Genomic DNA, 16,938 nt, shown 5'->3' on the forward strand with positions numbered 1-16,938 from the left:
TCAGGCTGCGAACGCCATCCTCACAGTCAGCCGAGGAGCCTGCGCAGGGTCCGGAGGTTGCGGTTGGTCGTCGTGGGCTTGTACTCGGCCCTGCCGAGGCGCTTCGCGAAGGGCGTGTCGACCGTGGTGCCCTTCACGGGGTTCCAGTAGACGACGCCGTCGCCGCGGGCGAGCGGATCGACGTCGGGGTCGAACCGCCCGACGTCGTCGAGGAGGTCGTCGAGCACGGCGGCGTCCGACGTGAAGACGACGTACGGCTGCCGGCCCGCGTCACCGGCGTCGAACGGGAACCGCTCGATGGCCCGCTCGAGTTCGTCGTGCGTGATGAGCACGATCCACGCCTGGTATCCGAATCGCGCGGAGAGGGCGCGTTCGATGCGGGACTTGATCGCCGCGGCATCCGGTCCCTCGCCCGTGAACACGACGTTGCCGCTCGCGAGCACGGTGCGCACGTCGCCGAATCCGAGCTCGTCGAACAGCGCGCGGAGGTCCGCCGAGCGGATCGTGATGCCGCCGACGTTCACCCCGCGGAGGAGCGCGACGTACCGGGTCATCCGTTCCGGCTCCGGCTCAGGCTCCGGCTCCGCACCCGGTCGAGGAAGTACTCGTGGAAGCGGTACTCGCCGGTGATCTCGGGGTGGAAGCTCGTGCCGAGCAGGTTGCCCTGCTCGACGGCGACCACGCGTCCGTCGGCGAGGGTCGCGAGCGGCGTGGCACGGGGACCGACCGACTCGACGACCGGGCCGCGGATGAACACCGCGTGCACCGGCTCGGCGCCGAGTGCGGGGATGTCGAGATCGGTCTCGAACGACTGGTTCTGGGAGCCGAACGCGTTGCGGCGAACCACGACGTCGAGGCCGCCGAGCGTCTGCTGGCCGGCGATCGCGTCGAGGATGGTGTCGGCGAGCATGATGAGCCCGGCGCACGTGCCGTACACGGGCATGCCGGCGGCGATGGCGGCCCGCAGCGGCTCGGCGAGGCCGTACGCGCGCGCGAGCTTGTCCATGACGGTCGACTCGCCACCCGGGATGACGAGACCGTCGACCGCCGCGAGCTCCTCGGGCCTGCGCACGAGCGAGACGTGCGCGCCGAGCCTGGCGAGCACGTGGGCGTGCTCGCGGAAGTCGCCCTGGAGCGCCAGGACGCCGACGCGGGGGCCGGCCGAAGCCGCCTCCCCCGCGCCGATCGACTCGCTGCGGAGCGTCGTCACCAGCCGCGCTCGGCGAGCCGGTGCGGAGCGGCGAGGTCGCCGACGTTGATGCCGACCATGGCCTCGCCGAGGCCGCGCGAGACATCCGCGATGACCGACGGGTCGTCGTAGAAGGTGGTCGCCTTGACGATGGCCGCGGCGCGCTGCTCGGGGTTGCCCGACTTGAAGATGCCCGAGCCCACGAAGACGCCGTCGGCGCCGAGCTGCATCATCATCGCGGCATCCGCCGGCGTCGCGACGCCACCGGCCGTGAACAGCACGACCGGGAGCTTGCCGGTCTCGGCGACCTCGAGCACGAGCTCGTACGGCGCCTGCAGCTCCTTGGCGGCCACGTAGATCTCGTCGCGGGTCATCGACTTCAGCTGGTTGATCTCGCCCGTGATCTTGCGGATGTGCTTGGTGGCCTCGGAGACGTCGCCCGTGCCGGCCTCGCCCTTCGAGCGGATCATGGCCGCACCCTCGTTGATGCGGCGCAGCGCCTCGCCGAGGTTGGTGGCGCCGCACACGAAGGGCGTGTTGAACTGCCACTTGTCGATGTGGTTCACGTAGTCGGCGGGCGAGAGCACCTCGGACTCGTCGATGTAGTCGACGTCGAGGGCCTGCAGCACCTGTGCCTCGACGAAGTGGCCGATGCGGGCCTTCGCCATCACGGGGATCGAGACTTCGGCGATGATCGCCTCGATGAGGTCGGGGTCGCTCATCCGGGCGACGCCGCCTTGGGCGCGGATGTCGGCCGGCACGCGCTCGAGCGCCATGACCGCGACGGCGCCGGCGTCCTCGGCGATGCGCGCCTGCTCGGGGGTGACGACGTCCATGATGACGCCGCCCTTCAGCATCTCGGCGAGGCCGCGCTTCACGCGGCTGGAGCCGGTCTGGGCAGTGCTCATCAGGGATTCCCTTCAATGGATGACGCGAACTCGCACAGCTCGTCGCACAACGCGTCGGCTTGGCCTAGGCCAAAACGATAGCATGGACCAGACGCTCCACCGAGAGCAGCCAGGAAGCGTGACATGACCCTCGAGATCACCGGCCGATCGGCCGCCGACATCGCCGCGAGCGTGCGCGCGCTCATCGAACGCGGCGCGCTGCGGCCCGGCGACCCGCTCCCGCCCGTGCGCAACCTCGCCGACGACCTCGGCGTCAACCGCAACACGGCCGTCGCGGCCTATCGGCAGCTCACCGCGGCGGGCATGGTCGTCACCCGCGGACGCGGTGGCACGCACGTGGCCGGCCGGTCCGCCGTCGCGCAGGAGGGGTTCGCCGCCGACAGCGTGCTCCGCGACGTCGCGACCGGGAACCCCGACCCCGACCTCATCCCCGACCCGTCCCGCGCGCTCGCGGGCATGGCCGGCCGGCCGGTGCTGTACGGCGAGCCGGTCATCGATCCCGGCCTCGAGCGTTGGGCCGACGCGTGGATGCGCGCCGATCTCGCGCCGTCGGACCTCCGGCTCACGATCACGAGCGGCGCGGCCGACGCGGTGGAGCGACTCCTCGCGCAGGCGCTCGTCCGCGACGACGCGGTGGCGCTCGAGGATCCGTGCTTCCTGACGAGCATCCACACGGTCCACGTCGGCGGGTACCGGGCCGTTCCGGTCCCGGTCGACGACGAGGGCATGACGGTGGAAGGGCTGCGTTCCGCGCTCGACCAGGGCGTGCGCGCGGTCGTCTGCACGCCGAGGGCGCAGAATCCGACCGGCGCGAGCCTGTCGGAGCGGCGGGCGGAGCAACTGCGCGAGGTGCTGCGAGCGCATCCGTACGTCCTCGTCATCGAGGACGACCACTTCTCGATGCTCTCGCGTCGCCCGTTCCGCTCGCTCATCGGCGCCGACCACCGGCGGTGGGCGCTCGTGCGCTCGGTGTCGAAGTTCCTCGGCCCCGACATGTGCCTCGCGGTCACCGCATCCGATCCCGAGACCGCGGAGCGGCTCGCGATGCGGCTCACGCCCGGCACCACCTGGGTGAGCCACCTCCTGCAGCGCCTCGTGCTCACGCTGGCGACCGACCCCGAGGTCGCCGCGCAGATCGCGGAGGCCGGTGCGCAGTACGCCGCCCGCAACGACGCGTTCGCCGCCCGTCTCTCCGCGCTCGGCGTTCCCGCCGCGGCCGGCGACGGGCTCAACCTCTGGGTCGCGCTGCCGGTGCCGGCGCGCGACGTGTCGGAGCAGTTGATGCGACGCGGCTGGCTCGTCCGCGCGGGCGACGAGTTCGCCCTCGCCGACGCGTCCGACGCGAGCCGCAGGCTGCGACTCACCGTGCACGACCTCGGCGATGCCGACGCCGATCGGCTCGCCGCCGACATCGCCGCCGCCGTGCGGGCCGCCGGCGGGCGCCTCGTCGCTCCCGAGGTGGAATGATCGAGGGGTGAAGGTCCTCTCCATCCAGTCCGCCGTCGCCTACGGCCACGTCGGCAACTCCGCGGCCGTCTTCCCGCTCCAGCGCATCGGCGTCGAGGTCATGCCGGTCTACACCGTCAACTTCTCGAACCACACCGGCTACGGGGCATGGCGCGGCCCCCTGATCAGCCCCGACGACGTGCGCGAGGTGATCGCCGGCGTCGAGGACCGCGGCGTGTTCCCGCAGATCGACGTCGTCCTCTCGGGCTACCAGGGCTCGGAGGGCATCGCCGACGTCATCCTCGACACGGTCGCCCGCGTCAAGGCCGCCAACCCGGCCGCCATCTACTCGTGCGACCCGGTGATGGGCAACGCGAAGAGCGGATGCTTCGTCGCGCCGGCGATCCCCGTGCTGCTGCGCGACCGCGTGGTGCCCGCCGCCGATCTCATCACGCCGAACCAGTTCGAGCTCGGCTACCTCACCGGAACGGAGCCGGGCTCGCTCGAGTCGACGCTCGAGTCGGTCGACCTGGCACGGGCCTCGGGCCCGCGCACCGTGCTCGTCACGAGCGTCGAGCGGCCCGATCGCGAGGACGGCACGATCGAGATGCTCGCCGTCGACGACCGCGGTGCGTGGATCGTGCAGACCCCGCTCCTGCCGCTGAAGGCGAACGGCTCGGGGGATGTCACGGCGGCGCTCTTCACCGCCCACTACCGCCACACGGGCGACGCGGCCGACGCCCTCGCGCGCAGCGCGTCGAGCGTGTTCGACCTGCTCGAGAACACCTTCGAGTCGGGCGAACGCGAGCTGCAGCTCGTCGAGTCGCAGGAGGCGTACGCGCACCCGCGGATGCAGTTCGAGGTGCGTCAGGTCCGCTGAGACGGCGGATGCCCCGACTGCGCGTGCAGCCGGGGCATCCGGAACCCGAGCGTGTCACGGCGCCGCCGCTCAGGCCGGCCAGGCCTCGGCGATCTCGTGCCGCACCTCGCCGAGCAGGCGCGGCAGCGCCTTCGTGCCGGCGATGATCGGGAAGAAGTTCGAGTCGAGCGCCCACCGCGGCACGATGTGCTGGTGCAGGTGCTCGGCGATGCCCGCGCCGGCGATGCGACCCTGGTTCATGCCGATGTTGAAGCCGTCGCACCGCGACACCCGCTTGACGACGCGCATCGCGACCTGCGTGAGCTCGCCGATCTCAGCGACCTCCTCCTCGGACGCCTCGTCGTAGGTCGCGACGTGCCGGTACGGGCACACGAGCAGGTGACCGCTGTTGTATGGATACAGGTTGAGCAGCACGAACGCGTGCGTGCCGCGTGCGACGATCAGCGACTCCTCGTCGGTCAGCTCGGGCGCGCGACAGAACGGGCAGGCGTGCTCGTCGGGCTGCTGGCCGTGCTGGATGTAGACGAGCCGATGCGGCGTCCACAGCCGCTGGAACGCGTCGGGGACCCCGGCGATGGCGGCGGAGGCATCCGTCGGCACGCCCTCGAACTCATCCGGCTGGTAGGCGCTCACGTCAGAGTTCGTCCTTCGTCGTCACCTGGCGTCGGTCGTCGATGGCGGCCCGGATACGCCGGACGGCGTCCGCGATCGGCACGCCGTTCTCCTGGCTGCCGTCGCGGAACCGGAAGCTGACGGTCTCGCCCGCCCGGTCGTTCTCGCCCGCGATGAGCTGGAACGGCACCTTCTGCTGGGTGTGCGTGCGGATCTTCTTCTGCATGCGATCGTCGCTCGTGTCGAGCTCGGCGCGCACCCCGGCCCGGCGGAGCTCCTCGATGATCCCGCCGAGGTACTCGGCGTACTCGTCGGCGACGGGGATGCCGACCACCTGCACCGGCGCGAGCCACACCGGGAAGGCACCGGCGTAGTGCTCGGTGAGCACGCCGAAGAACCGCTCGATCGAGCCGAACTTCGCCGAGTGGATCATGACCGGCTGCTGGTGCGTGCCGTCGGCTGCGGTGTACTCGAGGCCGAAGCCCTCGGGCTGGTTGAAGTCGTACTGGATGGTCGACATCTGCCAGGTCCGGCCGATGGCGTCGCGCGCCTGCACCGAGATCTTGGGCCCATAGAAGGCGGCGCCGCCCGGGTCGGGCACGAGCTCGAGCCCGGAGGCCTCCGCGACCTCGCGAAGGACGTTCGTGGCGACCTCCCACTGCTCGTCGGAGCCCTTGAACTTGTCGGAGTTCTCGTCGCGAGTGGACAGCTCGAGATAGAAGTCCTCGAGTCCGAAGTCTCGCAGCAGGCCGAGCACGAAATCGAGCAGGTGCTTGATCTCCCCCGGCGCCTGTTCGGGCGTGACGTAGCTGTGCGAGTCGTCCTGGGTGAGGCCGCGCACGCGGGTGAGGCCCTGCACGACGCCTGACTTCTCGTAGCGGTAGACCGTTCCGAACTCGAAGAACCGCAGCGGCAACTCGCGATAGGAACGGCCCCGCGACCGGAAGATGAGGTTCTGCATCGGGCAGTTCATCGCCTTGAGGTAGTACTCGCTGTTCTCGAGCTCCATCGGCGGGAACATGGTGTCCTTGTAGTACGGCAGGTGACCCGACAGCTCGAAGACGTGCGCCTTCGTGATGTGCGGGGTCGAGACGTACTGGAACCCCTCCTCGATGTGGCGGCGGCGAACGTAGTCCTCCATCTCGCGCCTGATGACCCCGCCCTTGGGGTGGAACACCGGCAGGCCCGAGCCGATCTCCTCCGGGAACGAGAACAGGTCGAGCTCGGTGCCGAGCTTGCGGTGATCGCGACGCGCCGCCTCCTCGAGGCGGTGCTGGTACGCGCGCAGCTCGTCCTTCGTCGGCCAGGCGGTGCCGTAGATGCGCTGCAACTGCTGGTTCTTCTCCGACCCGCGCCAGTACGCCGCCGCCACGCGCATGAGCGCCCAGCCGTTGCCGATCATGCGCGTGTTCGGGAGGTGCGGACCCCGGCAGAGATCCTTCCATGCGACCTCGCCGGTCTTCGGGTCGACGTTGTCGTAGATCGTGAGCTCGGCCCCGCCGACCTCCACCGACTCGCTCTCCTCGAACTGCTCGGTGCCGCTCGCGTGGCCCTTGAGCCCGATGAGCTCGAGCTTGTAGGGCTCGCTCGCGAGCTCCGCGCGGGCCTCGTCGTCGCTCACGGCGCGTCGTACGAAGCGCTGGCCGGCGCGGATGATGCGGGCCATCTCCTTGTCGAGGGCCTTGAGGTCGTCGGGTGTGAACGGCTCGGCCACGTCGAAGTCGTAGTAGAAGCCGTCGGTGACGGGCGGGCCGATGCCGAGCTTCGCCTCGGGATTGACGTTCTGCACGGCCTGGGCGAGCACGTGCGCGGTGGAGTGGCGCAGGATGCTCAGGCCGTCGGGCGAGTCGATCGTCACCGGCTCGACGACGTCGGCGTCGGTCACCGTCGTGGCGAGGTCCTTGAGCTCGCCGTTGACGCGCATCGCGACAACGGATCGATCGGTGAAGAGCTCGAAGCCATCGGCCACTGTGATCCACTCCTGTCAGTCGAATCGAACCCTTCAACTGTAGTGCGACCGGATCACCTCGCCCGCCGCATCAGGCCACGGGCCCCGCCCTCACGGGCGAACGGACCGGCATCGATGCGCGCAGCGACTCGACCGACACGGTCGGTTCGGTCTCGAGCGGGAAATGGCACGCGACCCGATGGCCCCCGCCGACGTCCACGGGCCGCGGCTCCTCGACGGCGCAGGTGTCCTGCGCCCTGGGGCAGCGCGTGCGGAACCGGCATCCCGACGGCGGGTGCAGGGGCGACGGCGGCTCGCCGCGAAGGGTCACGGGGCGTCGCGCGATGCCGGTCTCGGGATCCAGTCCCGGGATCGAATCGAGGAGCGCCCGGGTGTACGGATGCCGCGGCGATCCGTAGACCCGTTCGGCGGTCCCCACCTCGGCGAGCTGACCGAGATGCATCACGGCGACCACGTCGCTCAGCTGCTTGACCGTGGCGAGATCGTGGGCGATGAACACGTAGGACAGCCCCAGCTCGGCCCGGAGCTTCTCGAACAGGTTCATGATCTGCGCCTGGATGAGGACGTCCAGCGAGGAGATGGCCTCGTCGCAGATGATGAGCGCGGGATTCGTGGCGATCGCTCGCGCGATGGCGACGCGCTGGGCCTGCCCGCCCGAGAGTTCGAGGGGACGCCGCCGCAGGTAGACGTCGGGGTTGAGCCCGACGAGGTCCAGGAGCTCGGTCACCCGAGCGCGCCGCTGCGCCTTGCCCAAGTCGGTGTGCCCGATCAACGGCTCGGCCACGACGTCCTCCACCCGCCACCTCGGGTTCAACGATCCGAAGGGGTCCTGGTAGACCATCTGGATGTCGCGGCGGGCATGCCGCAGCTCCCGCTTGGACAGCTCCACGAGGTTGCGGCCCTTGAACCACACCTCGCCCGACTTCGGCCGTTCCACCTGGATCGTCGCTCGCGCGAGGGTGGACTTCCCGGATCCGGTCTCGCCGACGATGCCCAGCGTCTCGCCGACGCCCAGGTCGAATGAGACATCCGAAACTGCGTGCACGATGCCCGCCTTCACGCCGCCGGGCCCGCGGCTCACGTACTCCTGCACGATGTGCCGCACCGACAGCAGCGGCAGGTCCGCGCCGCCCGCCGTCGCCGAGGTCGCGTCATCCCGCTCGTTCACGACTGACCCTCTCCTTCGGTCACGGCGCCTTCGGGCGGTGTCGCCCGATCGGCGTCGAGGTGAGGGTGCCAGCAGGCGTACCGATGACGCGGCTCGTGCTCGGTCAACTCCGGACGCACCGTGCACTGCTCGTCGGCGCGCGGGCACCTGGGCTCGAACGCGCAGCCGGGCGGCAGTGCCGAGAGGTCGGGGGGCTGGCCGCCGATGACGGCGAGCAGCGAGTGGGAGGGCGTCGACAGCTGCGGGATCGCTCCGAGCAGCGCCTTCGTGTACGGCATCCGCACGTTCCGGAACAGGGCTGCGGTCTCGGCCTGTTCGACGATCCGTCCGGCGTACATCACGAGCACCTCGTCCGCGTAGCTGGCCGCCAGGCCGAGATCGTGACTGATGATGACCACGGCCGTGCCCAGCCGCTGCTGCAGATCCACCAGCAGCTCCATGATCTGCGCCTGGGTGGTGACATCCAGCGCCGTGGTCGCCTCATCGGCGATCAGCACCTTCGGATTCGATGCGAGCGCGATGGCGATCATCACCCGCTGCCGCATGCCCCCGGACAGCTGGTGCGGATACTCGTGGAATCGGCGTTCCGCGGCGGGAAGGCGCACGAGCTTGAGCAGCTCGACCGCTCGATCGGCCGCCGCGGCCTTTCGCACCTCCCTGCGATGGGTGCGGATCGCTTCGACGATCTGCGCGCCGACGCTCATGGTGGGGTTGAGTGATCGCGCCGGATCCTGGAACACCATGGCGATGTCCCGGCCGCGGATCTGCCGCATCGACCGCTCGTCGAGCCCGACCAGCTCGGTCCCGACGAGCCTGGCCGAACCGGTGATGCGGGCGCTGGGCGGGAGCAGGCCCATGAGGGCGCGCACGCTGACCGATTTGCCGGAGCCGGACTCGCCGATGATCGCGAGCATCTGCCCGGCCCTGAGCTGATAGGAGATACCGTTCACCGCGTGGACGGGAGGGCCGCTCCGCGCGAAGGTCACTCGCAGGTCCTCGACGAGCAGCACGGCGTCGGGGTGGATCTCGGCCGTGACGGGCACGGCGGTGTCCTCGAGAGTCTTCATCGACCGCTCATTTCATCTCGTACGTTCTCTCCGAGCATGTTGAAGGAGAGCACGGTGACCAGCAGTGCGAGGCTCGGCCAGAGCACGAGGAGCGGGGTCGCCGACAGCGACTGCTGCCCCTCGAAGATCATGTTCCCCCAGCTCGGAGCGGGAGCCGGGATGCCCATGCCGAGGAAGCTCAGCGCACCCTCGGTGACGATCACGATGCCCATGCCCAGCAGCGCGAAGTTCAGCATCTGCGGGGTGATGTTCGGCACGACGTGCCGCGTGAGGGTGCGCCACGTCGTGCTGCCGCTCAGCTCCGCCGCCTGGATGAACGGCATGTTCGCGATCTTCAGCGTCGCGGAGCGTGCGATGCGCGCGACCGCCGGAACGCTGAACGCCGAGAGCGCCAAGATCGTGTTCGGCACGCTCGGGCCCAGGATCTGGGCGATCGCGATGGTCAGGACGAGGGACGGGAAGGCGATCAGCACGTCCAGGGCGCGCATGATCACGGTGTCCGCCTTGCCGCCCAGGAAGCCCGAGACGGCGCCGATGCCCCCGCCGACGACGAGTCCGATGACGTTCGTCGCGATGGCGATCGTGAGCGAGGCCCTGCCCCCGTAGATGAGTCGCGAGAGCACGTCGTTGCCGTTGACGTCGGTGCCGAGCGGATGTCCCGCGGTGCCCGGCGGAAGGCCGCTGTCCAGCACGCTCCCGCCGATCGGCGAGGGCAGCGGGAGGACGAACGGTCCCACGAAGCAGAGGAGCAGCAGGAACGTCACGGAGCCGGCCGGCACCCACACCACGAGCCGGCGGCGAATCCTCGCCCAGCGTTCGTTGCGGGATACCGCGTCGCTCGGGACGAGAGCGGCACCGATGGAGGCGTCAGCGATGGCCATAGCGAATCCTCGGATCGAGCACGGCGTACATCACGTCGACGACCAGGTTCGCGAGGACCGCGACGGCCGCGAAGATGAAGACGCAGATCTGGACGACGGCGGTGTCGCGGCTCATCACGCCCTGCAGCATCAGCACGCCCAGGCCGGGCATGGAGAAGATCTGCTCGACGATGACGGTGCCGCCGACGAGCCCGCCGATGTTGAGGCCGACCAGCGTGAGCAGGCCGAAGGACGAGTTGCGGAAGGCGTGGCCCCAGAGCACCTTCCACGGCGTGACGCCCTTCGCGCGGGCCGTCTCGACGTAGTCCGCGGAGTTCATCTGCTCGACGAGGTCGCCGCGCAGGAACCTCGCGTAGAAGCACGCGAGGGGGATCGCGAGGGCGAGCACGGGAAGGGTGACCGATCGGAGGTTGGCCAGCAGTCCGTCGTCGAGGGACACGTAGCCGATCGCGGGGAGCGACCGCAGCGTCACGGCGAACACGAGCACGAGCAGCAGTGCCATCACGTAGTTCGGCACGGCCAGCAGCGTCATCGAGATGACCATCACCACGCGATCGAACACCCCGCCGGGCTTGCGAGCCGCCAGCAGCGCGACCGGGATCGCGATCGCCAGGGAGACGAGGAACGCGAGCGCGACGAGTTCGATCGTGACCGGCATCCGTTCGGCCAGGAGCGACGTGACCGGCTGCTCGCTCACCGAGGACCTTCCGAGGTTTCCGGTGACGAACCCGCCGAGCCACGTGAGGTATCGCTCGACGGCGGGGCGATCCAGTCCCATCTGCTTGCGGACCGCCTCGACCTGCTCCTCGGTCGCATCCATGCCCGCCTGGTTGCGAGCAGGGTCGCCGGGGATGGCCTCGAGCATCGCGAACACGAGGATGCTGATGGCGAGCAACAGCGGAGTCGCGATGAGGATGCGCCGCGCGATCAGCCTGGCCAGAGGGGAGCCGAGCACCCGGCCGAGGAGGCTCGCGCGCTCCTCGGTCCGGATGCTCGTCGTGGCCACCGTCGTGGTCACTGGCCGCTCGCCACCCAGACCCGGTCGTACAGGACGCCCTGATTGACCGACAGCGCGGGAATCGGGTCGTCGAGACCCGGTCCGTGCACGCCCTTGCGGATGACCTGCGCCGGCGAGAACGCCATGCCGAACGGGGCATACGCCTGGTCGGAGATGTACGTGGCGATCTCCAGGTACTTGGCCTTCCGCTCGTCCTCGTCGTTGGTCGCCACGGCCTCATTGAGGAGGACGTCCAGCTCCGTCTGCAATCCGTTCTGCAACGCCTCCTGGGCGGAGGCGGCGCCCTCCGGAAGCGGGGTGCCGCTGAACGGCGACGTGGAGCCGAATCGCACGCCGACGCCGATGCCGACGGACGGATCCCATGCGCCCGCGGTCTGCAGGAGCGACTGCCAGTCGCCGTTGATGAACCGGGTGATCACGTCGCCGAGCGGCTCGGCGTTGATGGTCACGTCGATGCCGGCCTCCGCCCACTGCGTCTGCAGCGCGGTGATCACCGATCGTGCGGTGACGATGTCGGTCGTGCCGAGGGTCACCGTCAGGCCTCCGAGCTCCTCGACGAGCGCCTTCGCCTTGTCGAGATCGTAGGTGCGGTAGCCGTCGACCTCCGGCTCGTAGAACAGCCCGCCGGAGGCGGTGAACGTCTGGCTCATCTCGCCTTCGCCCTTGAACAGGCCTTCGTTGATCGCCTCGAAGTCGGTGGCGTAGTAGATCGCCTCGCGCGCCCGGATGTCGTCGAACGGCGCGACCCGCGTGTTCAGCTGCACGACGTACGGCGAGGTCGGTGCGCCGAGGTGCACCTCCACGTCGGGGTTGTTCGTGGCCTCGGTGATCAGCGGAACCGAGCTGAGACCCTCGATCACGTCGCCCTGTCCGGCCAGCAGCGTCTGGTAGGCCACCTGGTCACCGGCCACCGACTGGAAGTTGATCGCGTCGAGGTACGGCAGCCCCGGCTTGAAGTAGTCGGGGTTCTTCGTGAGTTCGAGGCGCTCGCTCATCTTGTTCGACTCGACGACGAAGGGGCCGGCACCCACGGGGTTGAGGCTGAACTCCTCGGGCGTGGTCGCCGCGTATGCGGTCGGCGACGCGATCAGGTTGAAGCTCGAGGTCGGGAAGCCGTTGATGAGGGCTCCGTTGACGGCCGTCAGAGTCATGGTGACGGTGAGTTCGTCGGTGGCCTGGATGGCGCCGAGATGCCGTTCGACGGCCTCCCGGTCGACGTCGGCCGGGAGCGCCTCCCACAGGCTCGTCATGAACTCGTCGCCGAGGTCGGGAGCGGGGATGGTCTCGTCCAGCTGCAGCCGCGGCGTCCCCGTGCTGCCGGAGTTCAGCGCTCGGATCCAGTTCCACACGACGGCCTCGGCGTTCAGCGGCGTCCCGTCGGTGAACGTGATGCCGTCCCGGAGGGTGATCGTCAGCGTCAGGCCGTCGTCCGACCAGCTGTACGCCTCGGCCTGGTTCGGCACGATCTCGCCGCCGCCGTCGCCGTCGGGCTCGAGCGTGAACAGGCCGCCGAAGATGGCGGAATTCTGCGCGAGGTTCGCGCCCGTGGTGTTGCTCGTCGCTGGGTCCAGGCCCGTGGCCCATCCTCCGGCGAACCCGGAGTCCAGCAGCACCGTCAGTTCGCCGCCGGGCGTCGGGTCGCCGGCCGCACCGGAACTGCCGCCGTCGCCACCTCCGCTCACGCATCCGGTGGCCGCCATGGCCAGTCCGCTTACGACGGCGAGCGTGCCGATCAGCCGCTTCGCTGATCGCCCGCCCTTCGCACTTCTCGTCATGTGATCTTCCCTTGGTATGGGGCAGCGACACCAGTCGCGTCCGCGGTCGTCATTGAGCCGGAACCGATTCCACCGGAAGTCTCGTCCAGGCCGGGAGAGCGATCTATGGCACTTCCATCCGACGGCAGAGACCGCACGTCGCGGCCGAGCCAGCGCAGGGCGTTCCGCCAGCTGATGTCCTGCCAGGCGTCGTCGGGAAGCTCCATCGACCTGAGCGTCCGGGCCACCGGATCCTCGCGGAGCATCGCCGGGAAGTCCGAACCGACCAGGAGGCGATCCGCGCCCAGCAGGTCGACCAGGTACCGGATGGCACGGTGGTCGAAGACCATCGAGTCGTAGTAGAAGCGACGGGCGATCTCGAGGGGCGACGGCCCGTCGTCGGGCATGACGGCCCGGTCGAGGTTCCTGGGCTCCTCGTTCCACGCACCGCCCCAGAAGTAGTTGGCGCGCGGCAGCATCATCGCCAGCCCGCCGGCGGCATGGCTGAACGAGATCCGAAGGTCGGGACAGGCATGGGCCGTCCCGCCGAGGATCATGGATGCCGCGGCGAACGTCCCCTCGATGCCCACCACGTACGTCCCCATCGCCGACATCGGGAGCCGGTCCATCGGCGACGGCATCGCATGGACGAACACGGAGATGCCCAGCTTCTCGGCCTCCTGGAAGAACGGCAGGAACTTCTCGTCGCCGATCGAGCTCCCGAGGATGTTCGAGGCGATCTCGACGCCGGCCAGTCCCAGCTCCGCGATGGCGGCGAGTTCGGCGGTCGCGGCATCCGGATCCTGCATCGGCACCATGCCGAGGCCGATCAGCCGGTCAGGCGCGTGGGAACCGAGCTCGGCCGTGAACTCGTTGACGTGGCGGGCGAGGGCGAGTCCGTCGCGCGCGGGCAGGTCGTACCGCAGCAGGGGCGGCATGGGGCTGAGGACCTCTGCGTCGACCCCCGAGGCATCCTGGGCTTCGAGGCGTCGCTCGGCCTCGAAGAACACCTCCTTCGCCGGGAAGCGCATCGGCCCGAACACCAGGAGGCGATCGGTGCTCCCCTCTATCGGCTCCATGTGCGGGAAGCACTCCGGGGCGTCGTCGGGATAGTCCTTCGGGAGCAGGTGGGCGTGGGCGTCGATGATCACGGTGACCCCTCGTCGCGTCAGGCGAAGCTCGGGTGCACCGAGACGTGGATGGCGGACGTGTCGTCGGTCTCCCCCGCGAGGGTCTCGATCGCCAGCCCGACGTCGTCCAGGCCGAAGGTGTGCGTGTGCAGCTTCTCGAGGGGGAACCGCCCCGACTCGAGCAGCGCGATCGCTCGCCGGTTCGCGCTCGCGTCGACACCGAAGGCGCCCTTCACGGTGAGCCCCCGATTGATGATCACGTCGGTGGCGATGGGGAGCTCGCGATTGCCCTTCAGCCCGGCGAGCACCACCCGCCCGCCGTGGCGTACCGAGCGGAAGGCATCCATGACGGGCCCGCCGGCCATCGGCGTCAGGTCCAGTGCGACGTCGGCCATGCGGCCTCCGGTGATCTCCGTGACCGCCTCGACGACGTCTCGTCCGTCGTCGCCGTCCACGACGAGGACGTGATCCGCGCCGAGCTCCGTGGCGACGGCGAGCTTGTGGGCGTCGGCGGCGAGACCCGTGACGATGACGGTGCCCGCACCCACGGACTTGGCGGCGATGACGGCGGCGAGACCGCGCTGGCCGGCGCCGAGCACGACCAGCGTGTCGCCGAGTCCCACCTCGCCGAGGTCGACGGCCCACCGCACGCCCGCCCCGAGCGGGTTGTACATCGCCGCGATCTCCGCGGGCAGTGTCTTGTCGATCTTGTGCAGCACCGAGTTCGGCGAGATGTAGAGGTACTCGGCGAATCCGCCCCACAGGCTCGGCGACACCTCGATCCCCGTGACGCCGTGCCCGTACTTGCGGAACCGGCAGGCCTGATAGCGCCCGAGGAGACAGTCCTCGCAGGCCCGGCACGGCACGATCACCTCGAGCGCGACGCGGTCGCCCACCTGCACGCCCCAGCGCTCGGCCGCGCGGTCGCCGAGCTCTTCGATGATGCCCATCGGCTCGTGTCCGGGGATGAACGGGTTCGGGTTCATCCCCATGTGGCCGCGGTAGATCTCGACATCGCTGCCGCAGATCCCGTTGGCCTCGACCCGCAGCAGTCCGTCGTCGGGTCCGATCACCGGACGCGGGAACTCGCGCATCTCGATCTGGCGGGGTCCGGTCTGGACGGCGGCACGCACCATGTCTGTCATCTGGGTCTCACATCTCTCGTGGCGATCGGGTCAGGGTCGGGAACTCGCGGCCGCGCCGTCGGCACGGACGTGATCGGGGGTCAGGTTGGCACGTACGCGGGCGGGCCGCCGTCGACCGCGAGGATCCGGCCGGTGATCCAGCGCGCGGTCACTCATGCGACGCCTCCCGTCGGATCGCGACCGGCGTTCCCGACCAGTCGGCGAAGTAGCGCACGACCATCGAGATCCCCGCATTGCGCGCGCCCGCCACCGCGATCAGCATCGTGGGCTCTGCCCCCGGAGCGACGGTGCGCTGGAACCCGTCCGGCTCCGCGTCCGTCCCGGGAAAGCGCACGCCCGCCTCGGTGGAGTGGTCCTTGCCCGCCCGTGCCAGTTCTCGCGTGGTGCGGCCGGCATGCTCGGCGAGCCACGCCGCGACATCCGCACGGCCGAACCCGGCGCCGGCGAGGAGCTGCGCATGCTCGGGACTGAACACGACGCCCGCCATGGCATGCCGGAAGATCCACGCGCCCGAGCGTCCGATCGTGTCGGCGAAGTCCGCGAGCAACTGCTCGGGATCGGTGGTGTGGCGGTTGTCGACATACTCGCACGTGCGCAGCAGCGTTGCCGAGACGGCGTCGCCGGTCACGCCGCGTTCCTCGGCGAGCGGCGCCCACGGGCTCTCCTCCTCGTTCTCGGCGATGCAGAGCGACCAGCGGCCCGGCAGGCCCTGGGTCGCCTGTTCGAGCTCGTGGGGACGGACGCCGAAGACGTTGCGCACGATGAGTCCGATCGCGCGCGCCACCGTCGCATTCGCCCGGAAGCCGGGACCGAAGACGCCACCGGCACCGTTGAACCCGAGTTCCCCGCGGATCGGGCCGTTCACGATGATCAGGGGTGCGGGGCCGCTCGTCGACTGCCATCCGCCGCCCTTCGTCGCGCGCTCGTTCATGAGCGCCTCCCATGCCGCGAGCACGACCGGGAAGTACTCGGGCTTGCAGCCCGCCATCGCCGCGTTGATCGCGGCGAGTTCGACCGTGACCGTGCGATCGAGCTGCGGCATGTGGCCGATCACGTCGTCCGCGCTCCGGCCGCCGGCGGCGAGGAACCGGTCGACGAGCGGCTGTGTCGCGGGAACGAGCGGGAGACCGTCGGACCATCCCTGTTCATAGCAGTGCTCGACGGCGAGCTGTGCGGCATCGGCGTCGAGGGCGACGTCGCTCACGAGGCCACCCGCGCAAGGGTGTCGACGATCTGCGTCATGAGCCCTGCCGCGCGTTCCCGCACCTCGTCGGGGCTCAGCGATGCCATCGGATGCTCCGTGGTGATCCACTCGAAGTCGGGTGCGCCGTGCACCTCTGCCATCGTCCGGCCCGTCACGGTGAACGCGTCGGTCAGCACCACCGCGGCCGGGATCCCGGCGCGCTCGAAGTTGATGCCGTCGGCGACCGCGGCCGCGCTGCACGAGCCGCAGTCGCCCACGCCGGTGATCACGACGTCGCATGCCTGCCGGAACCGGGACACGATCGTCTCGTCGATGGGTACCGAGAAGTTCGCCTTGGTCTCGACGATGCTCACCGACGCCGCGCCATGCCGGGAGACGAGGAGTTCGCCCACCTCCTCGAGGAACAGCAGCGCGTTGTGCTTCGTGTTGTCCAGCAGCCCGACCCGGAGCCCCGCGAGGTCGCCATGGCGCTCGGCGCGTCCCCCGCGGGGTGAAGTGACGCTCCCGGCGCCCCGCCCCGTGGGATCCAGAATGGCATTGGGCATGACGGTGTTCCTCCCTCTTCGC

The 16,938-nt window shown here is 69.9% G+C and carries 16 protein-coding genes; 2 read left to right on the top strand and 14 right to left on the bottom strand.

Annotated features, from left to right (window positions below; all coding sequences use genetic code 11):
• Nucleotides 1-26: 26 nt before the first annotated feature.
• Genes EZM51_RS18315 through pdxS form a run of 3 tightly spaced genes read right to left on the bottom strand, consistent with a single transcriptional unit; the run spans nt 27 to nt 2,097 of the window.
• Complete coding sequence (locus EZM51_RS18315; RefSeq protein ID WP_136709757.1) at nt 27-554, bottom strand: DUF1697 domain-containing protein; 528 nt, start codon at nt 552-554, stop codon at nt 27-29.
• Nucleotides 551-1,186: a pyridoxal 5'-phosphate synthase glutaminase subunit PdxT gene (gene pdxT, locus EZM51_RS18320; protein WP_136709830.1), complete on the bottom strand. Its 636-nt coding sequence runs from the start codon at nt 1,184-1,186 to the stop codon at nt 551-553. The genes EZM51_RS18315 and pdxT overlap by 4 nt, the downstream gene beginning before the upstream one ends.
• A 20-nt stretch (nt 1,187-1,206) precedes the next feature.
• Nucleotides 1,207-2,097 (bottom strand): pyridoxal 5'-phosphate synthase lyase subunit PdxS, encoded by an 891-nt coding sequence (gene pdxS / locus EZM51_RS18325; RefSeq protein WP_136709758.1) that lies wholly within the window; start codon nt 2,095-2,097, stop codon nt 1,207-1,209.
• 123 nt (nt 2,098-2,220) lie between these two features.
• Here pdxS and EZM51_RS18330 point away from each other — a divergent pair, with 123 nt between their 5' ends.
• Both EZM51_RS18330 and pdxY read left to right on the top strand, forming a co-directional pair.
• Nucleotides 2,221-3,564: an aminotransferase class I/II-fold pyridoxal phosphate-dependent enzyme gene (locus tag EZM51_RS18330; RefSeq protein ID WP_136709759.1), complete on the top strand. Its 1,344-nt coding sequence runs from the start codon at nt 2,221-2,223 to the stop codon at nt 3,562-3,564.
• Between the two features lie 7 nt (nt 3,565-3,571).
• Nucleotides 3,572-4,423, top strand: coding sequence for a pyridoxal kinase PdxY (gene pdxY, locus EZM51_RS18335; RefSeq protein ID WP_136709760.1), 852 nt, complete (start codon nt 3,572-3,574; stop codon nt 4,421-4,423).
• Nucleotides 4,424-4,492: 69 nt separating this feature from the next.
• Here pdxY and EZM51_RS18340 read toward each other — a convergent pair whose 3' ends face one another.
• From EZM51_RS18340 to EZM51_RS18390, 11 genes are all read right to left on the bottom strand, one after another.
• Nucleotides 4,493-5,056 (bottom strand): HIT domain-containing protein, encoded by a 564-nt coding sequence (locus EZM51_RS18340; protein WP_136709761.1) that lies wholly within the window; start codon nt 5,054-5,056, stop codon nt 4,493-4,495.
• Nucleotide 5,057: 1 nt separating this feature from the next.
• Nucleotides 5,058-6,959: a threonine--tRNA ligase gene (gene thrS, locus EZM51_RS18345; RefSeq protein WP_248305738.1), complete on the bottom strand. Its 1,902-nt coding sequence runs from the start codon at nt 6,957-6,959 to the stop codon at nt 5,058-5,060.
• A gap of 115 nt (nt 6,960-7,074) precedes the next feature.
• The gene (locus tag EZM51_RS18350; RefSeq protein WP_136709763.1) at nt 7,075-8,172 is read right to left on the bottom strand and encodes an oligopeptide/dipeptide ABC transporter ATP-binding protein; all 1,098 of its coding nucleotides are present in this window, start codon (nt 8,170-8,172) and stop codon (nt 7,075-7,077) included.
• Nucleotides 8,169-9,239 carry an ABC transporter ATP-binding protein gene (locus tag EZM51_RS18355; RefSeq protein WP_136709764.1) on the bottom strand — a complete coding sequence of 357 codons (1,071 nt, stop codon included), beginning with the start codon at nt 9,237-9,239 and terminating at the stop codon, nt 8,169-8,171. The genes EZM51_RS18350 and EZM51_RS18355 overlap by 4 nt, the downstream gene beginning before the upstream one ends.
• Nucleotides 9,236-10,120: an ABC transporter permease gene (locus tag EZM51_RS18360; protein WP_136709765.1), complete on the bottom strand. Its 885-nt coding sequence runs from the start codon at nt 10,118-10,120 to the stop codon at nt 9,236-9,238. The genes EZM51_RS18355 and EZM51_RS18360 overlap by 4 nt, the downstream gene beginning before the upstream one ends.
• Nucleotides 10,107-11,138: an ABC transporter permease gene (locus EZM51_RS18365; RefSeq protein ID WP_211195980.1), complete on the bottom strand. Its 1,032-nt coding sequence runs from the start codon at nt 11,136-11,138 to the stop codon at nt 10,107-10,109. Before EZM51_RS18365 ends, EZM51_RS18360 begins: the two co-directional genes overlap by 14 nt.
• Nucleotides 11,135-12,913: an ABC transporter substrate-binding protein gene (locus EZM51_RS18370; protein ID WP_136709766.1), complete on the bottom strand. Its 1,779-nt coding sequence runs from the start codon at nt 12,911-12,913 to the stop codon at nt 11,135-11,137. Before EZM51_RS18370 ends, EZM51_RS18365 begins: the two co-directional genes overlap by 4 nt.
• Nucleotides 12,910-14,043, bottom strand: a complete 1,134-nt coding sequence (locus EZM51_RS18375) for an amidohydrolase family protein (protein ID WP_136709767.1) — start codon at nt 14,041-14,043, stop codon at nt 12,910-12,912. The genes EZM51_RS18370 and EZM51_RS18375 overlap by 4 nt, the downstream gene beginning before the upstream one ends.
• 17 nt (nt 14,044-14,060) lie before the next feature.
• Complete coding sequence (locus EZM51_RS18380) at nt 14,061-15,167, bottom strand: zinc-binding dehydrogenase (RefSeq protein WP_136709768.1); 1,107 nt, start codon at nt 15,165-15,167, stop codon at nt 14,061-14,063.
• 148 nt (nt 15,168-15,315) lie between these two features.
• A complete protein-coding gene (locus tag EZM51_RS18385) occupies nt 15,316-16,371 on the bottom strand; it encodes a hypothetical protein (RefSeq protein WP_136709769.1) in 1,056 nt (351 codons plus the stop codon).
• Nucleotides 16,368-16,916, bottom strand: coding sequence for a UGSC family (seleno)protein (locus EZM51_RS18390; RefSeq protein ID WP_136709770.1), 549 nt, complete (start codon nt 16,914-16,916; stop codon nt 16,368-16,370). The genes EZM51_RS18385 and EZM51_RS18390 overlap by 4 nt, the downstream gene beginning before the upstream one ends.
• Between the last annotated feature and the right edge of the window lie 22 nt (nt 16,917-16,938).

It is taken from the genome of Agromyces sp. H66 (assembly GCF_004959775.1).
Classification (GTDB): Bacteria; Actinomycetota; Actinomycetes; order Actinomycetales; family Microbacteriaceae; genus Agromyces.

Excerpts from the sequence above, each read along its gene's own strand:
- EZM51_RS18315 (WP_136709757.1), bottom strand. The coding sequence starts at position 554 with ATGACCCGGTACGTCGCGCTCCTCCGCGGGGTGAACGTCGGCGGCATC.
- pdxS (WP_136709758.1), bottom strand. The coding sequence starts at position 2,097 with ATGAGCACTGCCCAGACCGGCTCCAGCCGCGTGAAGCGCGGCCTCGCC.
- EZM51_RS18330 (WP_136709759.1), top strand. The coding sequence starts at position 2,221 with ATGACCCTCGAGATCACCGGCCGATCGGCCGCCGACATCGCCGCGAGC.
- thrS (WP_248305738.1), bottom strand. The coding sequence starts at position 6,959 with ATGCGCGTCAACGGCGAGCTCAAGGACCTCGCCACGACGGTGACCGAC.
- EZM51_RS18355 (WP_136709764.1), bottom strand. The coding sequence starts at position 9,239 with ATGAAGACTCTCGAGGACACCGCCGTGCCCGTCACGGCCGAGATCCAC.
- EZM51_RS18360 (WP_136709765.1), bottom strand. The coding sequence starts at position 10,120 with ATGGCCATCGCTGACGCCTCCATCGGTGCCGCTCTCGTCCCGAGCGAC.
- EZM51_RS18370 (WP_136709766.1), bottom strand. The coding sequence starts at position 12,913 with ATGACGAGAAGTGCGAAGGGCGGGCGATCAGCGAAGCGGCTGATCGGC.
- EZM51_RS18380 (WP_136709768.1), bottom strand. The coding sequence starts at position 15,167 with ATGACAGACATGGTGCGTGCCGCCGTCCAGACCGGACCCCGCCAGATC.
- EZM51_RS18390 (WP_136709770.1), bottom strand. The coding sequence starts at position 16,916 with ATGCCCAATGCCATTCTGGATCCCACGGGGCGGGGCGCCGGGAGCGTC.